General features: G+C 38.0%; 14 protein-coding genes and 1 riboswitch. Of the genes, 10 read left to right on the forward strand and 4 right to left on the reverse strand.

What is annotated here, in order from left to right:
• The first annotated feature begins 76 nt into the window (after positions 1 to 76).
• A complete protein-coding gene (locus AR328_RS18215; RefSeq protein WP_082677311.1) occupies positions 77 to 271 on the forward strand; it encodes a hypothetical protein in 195 nt (64 codons plus the stop codon).
• A 142-nt stretch (positions 272 to 413) separates the two neighbouring features.
• Here the strand turns inward: AR328_RS18215 and AR328_RS18220 are convergent, their stop codons facing one another.
• Positions 414 to 653: a spore germination protein gene (locus AR328_RS18220; protein WP_066299361.1), complete on the reverse strand. Its 240-nt coding sequence runs from the start codon at positions 651 to 653 to the stop codon at positions 414 to 416.
• A gap of 344 nt (positions 654 to 997) precedes the next feature.
• Between AR328_RS18220 and AR328_RS18225 the strand changes: the two genes are divergently transcribed.
• From AR328_RS18225 to AR328_RS18235, 3 genes are all read left to right on the forward strand, one after another.
• The gene (locus tag AR328_RS18225; RefSeq protein ID WP_082677306.1) at positions 998 to 1879 is read left to right on the forward strand and encodes an alpha/beta fold hydrolase; all 882 of its coding nucleotides are present in this window, start codon (positions 998 to 1000) and stop codon (positions 1877 to 1879) included.
• A gap of 120 nt (positions 1880 to 1999) precedes the next feature.
• The gene (locus AR328_RS18230) at positions 2000 to 3067 is read left to right on the forward strand and encodes a beta-carotene 15,15'-monooxygenase (protein WP_066299363.1); all 1068 of its coding nucleotides are present in this window, start codon (positions 2000 to 2002) and stop codon (positions 3065 to 3067) included.
• Positions 3051 to 3962, forward strand: a complete 912-nt coding sequence (locus AR328_RS18235) for an endonuclease I family protein (RefSeq protein WP_066299365.1) — start codon at positions 3051 to 3053, stop codon at positions 3960 to 3962. Before AR328_RS18230 ends, AR328_RS18235 begins: the two co-directional genes overlap by 17 nt.
• Positions 3963 to 4079: 117 nt before the next feature.
• Here the strand turns inward: AR328_RS18235 and AR328_RS18240 are convergent, their stop codons facing one another.
• The 3 genes from AR328_RS18240 to AR328_RS18250 all read right to left on the reverse strand — a co-directional run bounded on the left by AR328_RS18240 (position 4080) and on the right by AR328_RS18250 (position 7291).
• Entirely contained in the window at positions 4080 to 5390 is a 1311-nt protein-coding gene (locus AR328_RS18240; protein WP_066299367.1) for a DUF4179 domain-containing protein, read from the reverse strand.
• Positions 5383 to 5892: a sigma-70 family RNA polymerase sigma factor gene (locus tag AR328_RS18245; protein ID WP_066299425.1), complete on the reverse strand. Its 510-nt coding sequence runs from the start codon at positions 5890 to 5892 to the stop codon at positions 5383 to 5385. Before AR328_RS18245 ends, AR328_RS18240 begins: the two co-directional genes overlap by 8 nt.
• 148 nt (positions 5893 to 6040) lie before the next feature.
• Positions 6041 to 7291 carry a helix-turn-helix domain-containing protein gene (locus AR328_RS18250; RefSeq protein ID WP_066299369.1) on the reverse strand — a complete coding sequence of 417 codons (1251 nt, stop codon included), beginning with the start codon at positions 7289 to 7291 and terminating at the stop codon, positions 6041 to 6043.
• Between the two features lie 126 nt (positions 7292 to 7417).
• Between AR328_RS18250 and AR328_RS18255 the strand changes: the two genes are divergently transcribed.
• The 6 genes from AR328_RS18255 to AR328_RS18280 all read left to right on the forward strand — a co-directional run bounded on the left by AR328_RS18255 (position 7418) and on the right by AR328_RS18280 (position 14169).
• Positions 7418 to 8719: an MFS transporter gene (locus tag AR328_RS18255; RefSeq protein WP_066299371.1), complete on the forward strand. Its 1302-nt coding sequence runs from the start codon at positions 7418 to 7420 to the stop codon at positions 8717 to 8719.
• 91 nt (positions 8720 to 8810) lie between these two features.
• Positions 8811 to 10196, forward strand: coding sequence for a leucyl aminopeptidase family protein (locus AR328_RS18260; protein ID WP_066299374.1), 1386 nt, complete (start codon positions 8811 to 8813; stop codon positions 10194 to 10196).
• Positions 10197 to 10318: 122 nt separating this feature from the next.
• A complete protein-coding gene (locus AR328_RS18265; RefSeq protein ID WP_066299377.1) occupies positions 10319 to 11137 on the forward strand; it encodes a GNAT family N-acetyltransferase in 819 nt (272 codons plus the stop codon).
• A gap of 96 nt (positions 11138 to 11233) precedes the next feature.
• Positions 11234 to 11415, forward strand: a riboswitch (Lysine riboswitch).
• Positions 11416 to 11584: 169 nt separating this feature from the next.
• Complete coding sequence (locus tag AR328_RS18270) at positions 11585 to 12442, forward strand: transporter substrate-binding domain-containing protein (RefSeq protein ID WP_066299380.1); 858 nt, start codon at positions 11585 to 11587, stop codon at positions 12440 to 12442.
• A gap of 64 nt (positions 12443 to 12506) precedes the next feature.
• Positions 12507 to 13232, forward strand: a complete 726-nt coding sequence (locus AR328_RS18275) for an amino acid ABC transporter permease (RefSeq protein ID WP_066299382.1) — start codon at positions 12507 to 12509, stop codon at positions 13230 to 13232.
• A 202-nt stretch (positions 13233 to 13434) separates the two neighbouring features.
• Positions 13435 to 14169 (forward strand): amino acid ABC transporter ATP-binding protein, encoded by a 735-nt coding sequence (locus tag AR328_RS18280; protein WP_066299384.1) that lies wholly within the window; start codon positions 13435 to 13437, stop codon positions 14167 to 14169.
• Positions 14170 to 14323 lie beyond the last annotated feature (154 nt).

The raw sequence follows: 14323 nt of genomic DNA on the forward strand, positions 1-14323 counted from the left end.
ACCTTAAATGTGGTGGGAATATCATGAAAAAGCCGAAAAGCTACTAAAACCATTAATCGAAACGGAGGGAAAGAACATGGGGCTTTCACTGGAGGACACTTCATTTGCAAGATATTTTCGAAAGGGAGGCTTTGAGGAAGGAAAGGAAGAAGGTGTAAAGGAAAAAGCGATTGAGATTGCCAAAAACCTTTTAAAAATGAATTTAAGTATAGAAGCAATTTGTGAGGCTACTGGTTTAACTTTAGAAGAGGTAAAGGAATTAAATAAATAGTGTAGGTAAATTTCCACTTCTTCTCTATATGAAAACTTTAAAAGTATCCATTGCTTAAAATAGAAAAAATACTCAATGAAGAAGAACACAGTCTATCTGTGTCCTTCTTCATTTAAACTATAAGTAAATCTCAAAATATAAATTACTCAACCAAGCCCTCATCCCCAGGCTCCTTATCCAATTGTTGATCGCTGACATCAGGGTCTATAAAGTTTGTGAATGAAATGCCAGTGGATGTATTGATCCACCCTCCAGCATTATTAGATCCACTCCCGGATGGATCTTTTACAGCAGATATAGGTGAAATAGACTTCGTATTACCGAAATTCACAATGCCCCCGGTGACTTTTTGTACCTGAATTTGTCCGAAAATGGATGCCATTTTATTTAATCATCCTTTTGAAAAAATAATTTTATTGCATTATATGAAGGATTTATCGGAATGAAACTTGGGCTAGCAAGAGGGATTGGCAGAAGTGTTAGCATAAATCCCGAAGACTAATAAAGTACCGATAAAAAACAACATTTAGGTAACTGTTTCCTTACGCTGGGGAGCAGGCACTTTTTTACGACTTGAGATGTAGAAACTTTCAAGCTTATTGCGGTAGAGGACTGAATTTGAATTTAATATAATGTATTTAAGAAATTGAAATTGTTCAATCATTATAAGTAAAGTTTATTTGGAAACAGAAATCATCTAAATTTATTAATAGGAGGAGTTTTAAGTTGACCAATTATTCCTTGGCGTTTAAAAGTATGGTGGGTGCCGAAAAGTTTAAACAAGCGTATGATGCCAATCTTTCATTATGGAAAATAGATTACGAGAGTTTTTACGTTTCAACACGTTTCGGTGAAACACATATTATTGCAACAGGCCCTAAGGATGCTCCTCCTTTAATTCTTTTGCACGGCTTTGGCTTTGGAGCGACTATGTGGTATCCCAATATTCATGAGCTAAGCCAATATTACCGAACATATGCGGTCGACATATTGGCGGATTTTAATTTAAGTGTAGCAGTAAAGCCTTATAAGGAAAAGAAAGACTGTGCCGAATGGCTTTTAGATGTTTTTCACGAATTAGGAATAGAGCAAGCAGCAATTTGCGGGCACTCAGCTGGCGGCTGGCAGGCCATTAATTTTTCGATTCTTTATCCTGAAAAAGTGAATAAGCTCATCCTGTTAGCTCCAGCAGCTTCATTTATTCCTTTTTATAAACAATTCTTTTTAAGGCTATTCAGTATCATGATTATACCTAAACGATCTTTTGTCATTAATTCATTCTGCAGCTGGTTTGTTGCTAAAGAGAATCAAGTGGAGCCAGGATTATTTGAGCAGTTTTACTTAGGTTTAAAACATTATAAAATGACAAAAACGATTGTTCCCTCTGTTTTTAGCAATGATGATTTTAAGAAAATTAGTATGCCGTCATTGATTATGGTTGGGGATAAGGAAGTTATCTATAATTATCAGGAAATGTTAAAAAATGCCCAGCAGTTGATCCCTCATATTGAATATAAGGTTATTCAAAATGCTGGGCATGCCCTTTCTATTGAGAAGGCGGAGGAAGTGAATGAATGTATCATTAAGTTTTTAAATAATGTGGAATGATCAACAATAGTTTAAGTACCATTATATTAGTGAGGGTCTCAGGGGATTTAGAAAAATGCCAAAAAATAGGTGTTGGAATCGTCTTGCGTAAGTTACAATTAAAATAAAAAAGGTGATATTATGCTAGTTAAGCAGATTCTTAGGAAAAGCTATGTCTGGATGCTGTTATTGATATTGATACTTATTTCGAATTTCATATTGTATCGAACGCCCATTTCACCAATGGTTCTAACTGATGAAACGAAATGGGTTGTTCTTGGGTCTCTGCTTGATTTAGCAATTATTTCACCATTATTAGTATTAGCCATAAATAAGAAAAAGGGTTCTTTCATTAAGCGTTTTATTATTTTGATGGCAGGTGGGCTAATACTAGCAAAATTCTTAATCCCCATGAAATATTTTGAACCATTTATCTGGATCTCCTATATTGGTTTTGGTGTTGAGGGACTATTGATTCTAATAGAATTGTCCTTACTTATCATGCTAGTTAGATATATGCCTGCCATCATTCAAAAAGTGCGGAGCAGTGATGAAACACTATTATTTTCCTTTCCAGCTACGGTTAGGGAAAAGGTGGGGAATCATCCGATTGTCAAAGCTTTTTCCTCTGAATTTCTGATTTTTTATTATGCTTTTGCGTCATGGAGGAAAAGTCCGCCAAAAGGAAAGGGATTTTTCACTCTTCACTCAAAATCTAGCTTATTGGCATTTCACATTATGTTGATTCATGCGATTGTGATTGAAACACTGGGGCTTCATTGGTGGCTTCACGATAAGTCCATCGTTTTATCGATTGTTCTCCTTATCTTAAATATTTATTCTATTATATTTTTTCTTGGTGAAATTCAGGCTGTCCGCCTAAATCCAGTCAAGTTAACAGACAATAAAATTTACTTATCCCTTGGCTTAGCTAAGAAAATGGTACTGTCACTCGAAGATATTGCGGCTATTACAACGGACCAACATGTATTAGAACAAAAGATAAATAGTAAAACCACGCTGGATTTTATTGCACGGGATTTTGAAGAGGTTCATCCCCATATGATTCTAGAATTAAAGAACCCAAGGCAAGCGACTCTTTTTTTTGGAGTGGAAAAAACATATACGAGGGTGGCCATACGATTGGATGATCCTGGTGTATTTATTCAGGAATTAAAAGGAGGAAAAATTATTGAACTTGAAAAATAAAGAATCTCATAAAAATGTAGATTTTAGTGCTACATTGTTGGAGCTGGAGTTTAACAAAAAGAGGTTTAAAAATGGTAAAGAGTATTATGATGAAGAACTGGATCAAAAGGCAATAAAAGATTACTATCATCAAATTGATTTTAAAGAAGTGGACAAAAAAGAGTTATATAGGAAACTTAATCAGTTAGTTACACTTACACATGAAAATCAGCTTCCTTATAACGCTAAAACCCGAAATTATCTCTATTCAAGAATTGACCTCCAAATGGACGGGAAGTTGAAGAGCATCTATTCCGGAAAAGAAAGGGATCCTGAACAAGTCATAAGAGCTGATTATGAAGCAGAAAGAAAAAGAACAGAAGCTTATGCCAAGTTACAAAAAAGTAGCTCGAAAACCGATTATTTACAGCTGACGATGGCGTCCATTGAAAGAGAAAATATGTATAATTGTGAACACGTCGTTCCTCAGTCATGGTTTGGTAAGGATGATCCAATGAAAGGAGATTTACATCATCTTTTTACTTGCGAAATAGATTGCAACTCATTAAGGTCCAATCACCCTTATTTTGATTTTGTGGACTATTCCCCTCAAATGGAGAAGGAAGCAATCAGAGCACAGTGCGGGAAATATGAAGAGGGTAAGTTTGAACCTGAAAGCGGAAAAGGTGAGGCGGCCAGGGCGACATTGTATTTTTTGTTAAGATATCCAGGAGAAATTAGCCGATATAGCAGTAAGGACATTGAGATGCTGCTAAAATGGCATCGTGAATATAAAATATCCATTTATGAAAAACATCGCAACAAAGAGATCTTCACTATTCAAAAGAATAGAAATCCTCTAATTGATATTCCTCAATACGCTGACAAAATCGATTTTACGTTAGGTTTACCTTAATTAGAATTTAGTTAAAATTCCGAGGCCATTTTTTGAATATCAGGCTTTTGTACTCTATTGTAAAAACGAGAGGGGCCCCCAAAGTCAGTTACCCTGACTCTGGGGAGCCCTTTTTTGTTATTTGACTTTTATATTCACTTCTTTTTCAATGGTTGCCGGATAGTCTAGAAGTTTTAATTTAATTGGTCCAGGTGGAGCATTTTCAAAAGGATATGGAATTTGATATATATTAAAATCTTTATCAGGCGATACAGAAATTCCTTCCTTTTCACCAATAATGTTACCATTCTGATCAATAGCATGTGAGAATATTAAATTATTATTGAAGCCAGTTTTGGTGTCTAATTTCATTTGAATTCTATTTCCCACCGCTACAATTTCTGTGAATCTCCTGTCTTTAGGTGCCTTAAGGAATTTTTTGTTTGCTGGATCGATTTCGAGCCACAGTTCATCTTTATTAAGTGCCCGTAGAGAACTGAATTGTAAATTTAACTTTTTCGGATTGGAGAAATAGTTACTTTGCAAATGTACAATCAATTCATCCGAATCAGTCGGATAGTTTCCTCTTAAAGTTGAATCCCAACTTTCTCCCGTTTCGTCTACTAACCGAAGATCATTAAAACCGAAAATTTGTTTACTATTTTCTGGATTTAATGAAACATGTACATCCGTTTGCGAAGGATAAATGACGACATCATTAATTGTTACTTCTTGCCCTTCGATCTCGACTGTTTCATTCAGCTTAAACACTTTCTTTTCAACAAACTTATTTTCATCTAGCTGAAACGGAATTTCCCATAGTTCTTTTTGAAGTTGCTGATCAATGAAAAATTGGGATGATAAAATAAGATTCTTCGGAAGCAGCTCTTCCTCATTAAGAGAGAGTCTAAATTCCGATAAGGAATTTTTATCCACTGTCAAATATCCTCCACTGATTTGAGTGGAAATCTCCTCGCCTTTCTGATTTAAAAGTTTAAAATTATCTGGCATGACAAAAAGATCTTCATTTTCACCGCTGTAGTTAAAAAACAAAATTAAACCTTTTTCATCATGAACGACAGAATCTAATGTTAGTTGTATGCCAGCGTGTTCGACAGAAGCATTCACTTTTTGGATGTAATCATTTTCTGCTGCTGACAATAACCCTTTGTCATTTCGGACAAATTCTATTACCTTTTCCATTCCGGGAATGATTTTCATATAAGTAGCCATTGTTTCGGAAACATTTAATGTCGTGAAAAAGGAAATAAAGAGTATGCTTGCTGTTAAAAGTATTTTTAACGGGCGTAATTTTTTCTTTCTTAGCTTTAGTTCTTTTCCGCGTTTCATTCCTTCTAAGATGGCTGAATCAGCCCGATCATCGGAAAAAACAATCTCATTATAAAAATCTCTTGATCTCTCTAATTCTTTTTCTTCCTTTTCAAACATTCAGCCCACTCCTATCCTCCATATGATTTCGCAGCGCTTTTAATCCTTTATACAACCATGTTTTGATCGTGCTTTCTGGGCTCTCTAATATTTCCGCAATATCCTTAATCCTGAGATCGTGATAATATTTGAGAATAATTACTTCTCGGCAGCGCGAATCTATTTTCAGCAAGGCTTCCTGAATTTCTAATGTTTGAGAATGATCAACTGTTTCTGCCAGATTATCTAATAATTCAGTGTCAGCGATTCTTTTTTTCCTCCGGGCTTGATCGTGGCAGTAGTTCAACATGATCCGAATGAGCCATGTGGAGAAATAATCAGGTTCCTTTACTTTATGTATGGAGCGGTAGGCTCTAAAGGTGACTTCCTGTAATGCCTCCAGTGCATCCTCTTCATTACGGAGATAGGAATAGGCAATTTTTAATAAGCGGATTTTATGGATTTGCATCAATTCGTAAAATGCTTCATCATCCCCTTTTTTTGCCTTTTTAATTAATGACATGACTTCCAAGGAGCTCCCCCCTTTTTTATTTTCTATACATTAGACACTAGTAGATGTCAAAAAGTCTTAGTGATTTTTGTTTCTCATCATACAATACAAAGGAACAAAGCCTTGTAGTTATTCGACTACAAGGCTTTCGTCAGGTCATTTATTGTTTAGAATTTTCATTGATGAGGTCAAAAGTTTCATTCGCAAACTCTTTAAGTGAATTAGAAGGGAGCTGGTCAAAATTCTTCACCGCTTTTTTCGCTAATTGAAAGGCATCATCCCAGTTTTCTAGATTCAAATGGCATAGAGCTTTGTAGGAATCCATCACATAAAAGAGAGACAAATCAAAAGGATGATGGATATAAGATGGAATCTCTATTTTTTCAAAGCTTTGAAGTGCTTCTTCATTACGGCTAAGTTTATATAGGGCTTTCCCTTCTTCAAGGAAGAAGTAATGTTTAAATGAATTTGAAAGGTTAGGATCTGATAAGCATTGATTGATTTTCTCGATAGCTTCTTCGTATTGCTGCTTTTCCGATATGAGAGTGTCAATCATCAAAAATTCATAAAACAGAATAGAAAACATGTCATCTGCAAACTCTCCGTATTGCTTAAGCTTCTTAGAGTAGTACAATTTTCTTTCTTCATTTTTTGTAATCATGGCATATCCTGCTGCCAGTCTATACAAATCGTCGATGAGATAGAAAATTCGATGCTTTTTTGAATAGGCGAAGGCGTTCTCCAGAACTTGTGCTGCTTCCTCTGAATGACCTGCTGAAAAATATAAAACCGCTTCATGATAATCTAGATCAAGCCGGGTTTTTGGATCTATATAGGCATGGTGGGCTTCGATTTTCGCCCGCTCACTTAAGAATATGGCTAATGATTGCTCATAGTTTAGTTCAATGAATTTCACGATTGCACGGAAGATGCCAATATCTGCCCGCCTTGATGTGAGGTTCATTTGATCGTAAATAACTGACGCCTGTTCAGAGAATTTCTCCCAGCCGCTAATCTTTTCTTTGTGCAGACAGCGGCTGTAAATGTCTAATAACCTCGCTGACACATAGCCGTTAGTTAGGTTTGCGACATACGGTTCAATAATAGCAATAATTTCATTAAGTTTTTCCGAATGTATAATTGTATTTTCTGAGTCCCTTAATCCAACTTCACTATATAGTTCCTCTGCCTTCTCTAGAACCTCCCTTAATTCAGAAAAACTAAATTCCTCCAATAAATCGGATACTTCAACACCTAGCTGTTCGGCGATATAGTGCAAGCTTTCAATCGAGGGATTTGCCTTATTATTTTCAATCAGACTGAGCATCCCTTTCGTAAGAGCTGCTCCAGCAAGCTCCTCGAGAGTCATTTTCTTCTGTTTTCTTAATTTCCGAATTCGTTCCCCTAACATGTTGATTAGGCACGCTCCTATTTTTACCGATTTGTTTAATTATATTAAACTTTTGCTTGAATGGGAATGGGAGGATATGGTAAGATTTGTTTAATTAAATTAAACTTTTCAGAGTGGAGGATTCACATGGAAGAAGTTTATAAGATCAAAAAAGCAACGTACCATCTTTGGACATTTACCGTCAGCAAACTGATTTCCACTTTCGGAGCACAAGTATATTCATTTGCCATTAGCTTTTATATTTTACAAATGACGGGTTCTGCGACGAGTTTTGCAACAAACCTAATTTGCAGTATACTGCCGCGTACCCTTATAGCACCTTTCGCAGGATATGCTGCCGATAGGTATTCAAGGAAGAAAATCGTCATTCTTGCACAAATTGGTACAACACTTTCCATTGGGGGATTGCTCCTAGTCATCTTATCCTCAGGTTTATCACTCGGCGCCATTTACGCAACAACCTGCATCTTGTCCATCACATCAACCTTTTCCGGAGTCACGTTCACATCATCCATTACAGGCCTTGTTGACAAAGAAAGAATACAAAGAGCCATGTCGCTCAACCAGATGTCCGTTTCTTTCGCTTCGATTGGAAGTCCGGCAGTTGGCGGATTATTATACGGTACAGTCTCCATGCCAGTATTTTTAATTTTGTATATGATCGCTTCCTCCATTGCTGTTATTCTTGAATCAACGATGAATTTCAATCTCTTCGCCAATCGTAAGAAGGATGTCCAAGTTGAGGAAAAGGAATCGATGCGGCAAAGTATGAGAGCAGGGATCCAATATTTAAAATTGCAGCCAATAATCATGTCAATGATCTGGATCGGGCTGCTCGTCAATTTCTTATTCGGAGCGTTTGAGGTAGGCTATTCCTTCATCCTCATTGAAAAATTGAAAATGTCATCCATTCATTTTGGCTTAACAGAAGGTGCTTTTGCATTTGGAATGCTGCTCTTGTCCATTTATTTATCAGTAAGAAAAGAAGTGAAGTATCCATTTCTCCTATCCAAGAGAGGAATTATTGGGATGGGAATGACGATGGCGGGAGTAGGATTTCCTTTGCTCGTTTCATTTTCCTATAATATCGTATTTTCTTATTACATGATCATTATGTTTGGATTTGGCTTATTAGTTATTCTCGTCAATACCCCACTGCAAGTAATGATGCAAAAATTGATTGATGATGATTTTAAGGGAAGGGTTTTTTCCATTCTTGAAACAATGGCGATGGCGCTTATGCCGCTCGGAATGGTCATTTACGGATTTCTGTATGATATTTTTCCAGCACAATGGATTTTGATTTTGTCTTCGGCTTTACTAATTGGAGTTGTCCTTATTCTTGCGAGACCTTCTGTCATTCGCCAAGTGCATCCAGAGTTAAAGGGAGTTGAAGAAGCTAAGAATCGTGCGGAGTCTTTTTCATAGAATCTTTGAAAAAGAGAGTAGTAGGACAAAGGAATTTTCCTTTCGAATAACGAAATAAATAATGAGATATTAAAAAAGGGGAGAAAGTAACATGACATTACAAGCAAGTATTTTATTTTCCAATGATGCGCGCATTCAAGAAAATAACCAAATTAAGCAATATGTTGAAAATAGTAAGGCAGCATTCACAGCTTTGTTTCTTGGGGAAGAGTTAACAGTTGTTATAAAAGAAATTGAGAAAGAGAAGCGGAATTTTGAAAAGATCCGGATGGTTGCAGGGGCTGTTGCACGTGAACTAAGCAACCGCAAAGTTTTAAAGGCAGTTATTCAAGCAGATTCAATGAAAGAGGCATTGCCAAGCTTGCAGTTGGATGAGCTAGTCACTGCTTTTGTGGAAGGCTGGCATTTAGGCTCATATAAATTTGTTATTTACAAGTCTAAGGAAGATCAATTCCAGACTGAATTAGTAGTAGCCGGATCAGCAGAACTAGAGCCATATAGTGAAATGGGAAAAATTCGTGCCGCTGCAGCAAACTTTTCCCGTGATTTAATGAATGAGGTTCCCAATGTGTTAAACCCAGAAACATTTCCTATCATCCTGCAAGATGAGTTTGCTGGAACGGACGTTCAAATAAATGTATTCCATAAAGAAAAGCTTGAGGAAATGGAAATGAACGGTGTTTTAACCGTTGGACGCGGAAGTAAATATAAGCCTTCCTTTGTGGAGCTCGTTTATAAGGGAGATGAATCAAAGCCGCTCGTCGCTCTTGTTGGTAAGGGAGTCACGTTTGATACAGGAGGAATTAGCCTGAAGAGCGGCCGGGATTTAAGCGATATGCGAATGGATATGGGTGGCGCCGCTGCTGTTGCAGGAGCCATGAAGCTATTGGCTGCATCAAACGCAAAGGTCAATGTAGTGGCATTAATTCCAATCGTTGAAAACTCACCAGATAATACGTCCGTGCTTCCAGGAGAAATTATCCGTTATAAGAACGGTCATACAGTTCAAGTAGGGAATACGGATGCAGAAGGACGCCTCATCTTAGCTGACGGCCTTATTCGTGCGGGTGAATGGGGAGCTGATCATGTTGTGAATATCGCAACTTTAACTGGGGCGATTGTGAACGCACTTGGAACGAAAATAGCAGGGGTCTTTGGGGATGAACAGCTCTCTAACGAAATGAAGGTGCTTGGCAAAGAAAATGGCGACTTCGTTTGGCCGATGCCATTACTCGATGAATATGACAGCTATTTAAGAAGCGATTATGCCGATTTTAGCAATATTTCTTATAAAGGAGAGGCCGGGTCCATAACTGCAGGTTTATTCCTCCGCCGTTTTGTGCCTGAATCATGCAAATGGCTTCATGTGGATATGGCAGGCGTCATGGAAAGTGAAGAAAACGGATATTATCCGAAAACCGCAACAGGTTTCGGTGCAAGATTGCTAGCAGACTTTACAGTGCATGTTTCAAAGTGAAAATAAATTGTCGTTGGTTTCAGTAGAACTTGTCCTTGGAGTACGGAGTAATCTGAAGCCAACGATATTTACTAACTGAGTTGAAATGGCTAAATCATATATTTATTTTGGGAGGAACCCCTTTGTTAACTAGTAAACAATTAACAGACATTAAGGAACTTCAACAAGCATGTGAAGCTTCAGAATCATTTGAACTAAAGCTGAATTGGGATATGCTGAAAACTCGGGCAGGAAAAGATAAAGAGGACTTTTTCTATTACGAGGATGGAAAATTAGTAGGTTTTATCGGTCTATATGGCTTTGGAAATAAGGTTGAAATATGTGGAATGGTTCATCCGGATTTCCGCCGAAAAGGAATCTTTACTAGGCTTTTTCGGGAAGCCCTTCATGAAGTAAGTGAAAAAGGCTATAAGAAAGTTCTTTTAAATGCGCCTGCTAATTCAAAATCTGCAAAAGGCTTTCTGGCGACAATTTCCTGCAAATATTCTTTTTCAGAATATCAAATGAAGTGGGAAGAAACAGAGTTGGATAGATCCGAGGATGTGACTGTTAGACTATCTGCTGCAGTCGATTTTGAATTAGAAGTTCAATTGGAGGTCCAATGCTTCGGGTTTGATGAAGAGGAAGCGAGAGCCTACAATAATGAAAGATTTGCTGATGATCAATATTTAATCATTTTATTTAACGGTGAGGCGGTAGGAAAAATTCGGGTTTCTCATCTTGATGGTGAAGCTTGGATATTCGGATTTGCGGTTCTTCCAGAGTTTCAGGGAAAAGGAATTGGGCGAAAAACCTTAACAAATATTGTCATTAAGGAACATGAGGGAGGCTTCCCTATATTCCTAGAGGTAGAGGCGAAAAACGCACATGCACTGCGACTATATGAATCATGCGGGTTTAGGGCGTATCACTCCCAGGATTATTATGATTTAGAAGATTGATTAGGTGTTTCTTTCCAATGAATCTAGGCAACTTGACATATTTTATCGATTATTGTAGACTACATGTAACAATTTAATAAGGCCTCACTTTTACTAGAGTGGGGTAGAGGCGCGATGTTTAACAGTCTTTAGTGGAGCTTGAGAAGCAATGATGCTAGAGAGAAGGAAATGTCGCCGAAGCCTGTAATATTCTCAATATTACTGGTTGGGTCTGCAGTTAAGAGCTGCAGGACTGTCTCAATAAACTTCCCAGTTTATTGAGGGGTGCTATCTCATTAAGGGAAAGAAGAGGACTTAAGGGCATATGTATGTAACGAGACCTAAGTGTATCTTAGGTCTCTTTTATTTTGTGAATTTCCAAAATAAATGAAATATTGCCATTATTGAGATCATACGTAGTTAAGAGGAAAAATATACTAAACTATTATAGTGAAGGAGAGTATAATCATGAGGAAAAAATTATCATTATTTTTAGTTATGTCTTTATCTATGATTTTGCTTTTAGCAGGATGCGGTACGAGCGGCGATGCTGAAAAAACAAGAGAATCAGGCAGCACAGGAAGTGATTCTAAGGAAACATTTAAGGTAGGGATGGAAGCAGGCTATGCACCATTCAACTGGACACAAATGGATGATTCCAACGGTGGAGTGAAAATCGATGGCAATGCTGAGTATGCAGGCGGATATGATGTTGAAATTGCCAAAAAGATTGCTGAAGGCTTAGGTAAAGAATTAGTCATTGTGAAAACAGAATGGGACGGACTTGTACCAGCATTACAATCAGGCAAGTTAGATGCTATTGTTGCTGGAATGTCACCGACAGAAGAACGTAAACAGACAATTGATTTCTCTGAAAACTATTACACATCACATTTTATTATGGTTGTGAAAAAAGGCGGGCCTTTCGAAGGGGCAACATCTATTAATGATTTCAAAGGGGCAAAGATTACTGGTCAGTTAAATACGTCTCACTACGCAGTCATTGATCAAATTGAAGGCGTACAGAAAAAACCGGCTATGGACAATTTCCCTGCGATGCGTGTAGCTTTAGAATCAGGCATTATTGATGGATATGTATCAGAACGTCCGGAAGGAATCAGTGCTTCTTCAGCGAATGCAAACTTTGCAATGGTAGAATTTACAGATGGATTTGAGGCAGATGAGGCAGATACAGCCGTAGCAGTTGGTCTGAAAAAAGGCAGCGACTTAACAGCGAAAATCAATGAAATTCTCGCAGGCATCTCTGAAGAAGAGCGCCAAAATATTATGGATACTGCGGTTAAAAAACAACCAGCAGCAGAATAAGTAGAAGTGAATACCGGCTGCATCCCATTGCAGCCGGTATTTAGATTTAAGGGGGAGGAAATATATGAGCTTAGAGTGGATTTTAACAATGATACAAAACAACTGGCCGATGTTCCTTCGTGGGGCAGGGATGACACTCTTTGTTTCCATTATTGGTACGGTTATTGGCGGTATTATCGGTTTATTGGCAGGTGTCATTCGTACAATTCCTGTGCCGGAGAAAAAAGGTAAACGAATCTTCTTAAAAGTGATTAATGCTATTCTTTCTGCTTATATTGAATTTTTCCGAGGAACACCGATGATTGTACAGGCCATGGTTATTTTTTATGGTTCTGCTTTAGCATTTGGGCTCGATATGAATGTAACCGTTGCTGCTATCGTAATTGTCTCGATCAATACGGGGGCGTATATGGCGGAAATTGTGCGCGGTGGTGTTATTTCGATCGATCGAGGGCAGTTTGAAGCGGCTCAAGCGGTTGGGATGAATCATGTGCAAACAATGCTCAATGTCGTACTGCCGCAAGTTATTCGCAATATTTTACCGGCAACCGGCAATCAATTTATCATTAATATTAAAGATACGTCCGTACTGAACGTAATTGGCGTAACGGAATTGTATTTCCAAACAAAAACAGTGGCTGGAATCAGCTTCAAATATTTCGAACCATTCTTTGTTGCGTGTGTTCTGTATTTCGTCATGACTTTTACGGTAACACTAATTCTACGCTACTGGGAAAGAAAATTGGATGGACCGGAAAATTACAGCATGATTGAAACAAAAGCGAATTAAAACGAAAAGCGGAAGCGGCTCGCCCAGCCCCGACAAGCATAAGCCAATTCTCCCGGAAAGGTGTACTTTACCTTTCTGGGAGAATTGGCTTATGACCTCGAGGTCGACAAAAACGCGACGTCCTGTCGCACTGTCGACACTAGTACGTCCTGTACGTCGGGGCTAGCCGCTGGAGCTAGACAATAACGAAGGAGGAGCACTTTTGGAAAAAGTAATTGAAGTACAGCATTTAAGCAAATCCTTTGGATCTCATGAAGTATTAAAAGATATCGATTTTTCCGTAAATAAAGGAGAAGTTGTTTGTATTATCGGTTCCTCCGGTTCCGGTAAATCAACACTTCTTCGTTGTATAAACCTTCTAGAAAAGCCAAGTGGCGGCCAAATTATTTATCATGGAGAAAATATTTTAGATGACAAACATGATATTCATGCTTATCGCACGAAGCTAGGAATGGTTTTTCAGCAGTTTAATCTATTTAATAATCACACGGTTCTCAGCAATTGTGTTGTCGGCCAGGTGAAGGTGTTAAAGCGCTCAAAAGAAGAAGCGGAAAAAATCGCCATGAAATATTTAAAGGTTGTTGGGATGGACCAATATGTAAATGCGAAATCTAAGCAGCTATCAGGCGGGCAAAAACAGCGTGTGGCGATCGCCAGAGCCCTTTCCATGGAGCCGGATGTAATGTTATTTGATGAACCGACTTCAGCCCTTGATCCTGAGATGGTTGGAGAAGTTCTTAAAGTTATGAAGGAATTAGCTGAAACAGGTCTTACAATGTTAATTGTTACGCATGAAATGGAGTTTGCCCGGGAAGTTTCAGACCGCATCGTCTTTATGGATAAAGGGGTTATTGCGGAGGAAGGAACGCCAGAGCAAATCTTTAATCAGCCAACACAAGAACGTACGAAAGCATTCTTAAAACGTACGTTGAAATAATTCCAGTGGACCGACCCTGGTGCAAAAGAACACTAGCGGGATACGGATGCTAAATAAAAGAAGAGGCTGGGACATAACTAGCTTCAAATAATGAGAAAGGTGAATTTGAGCGTACTCAAATTCACCTTTCTCTATTTTGGCGTGTATATTCTTC

It is taken from the genome of Bacillus sp. FJAT-29937, from assembly GCF_001509555.1.
Lineage (GTDB): Bacteria > Bacillota > Bacilli > Bacillales > Cytobacillaceae > Cytobacillus.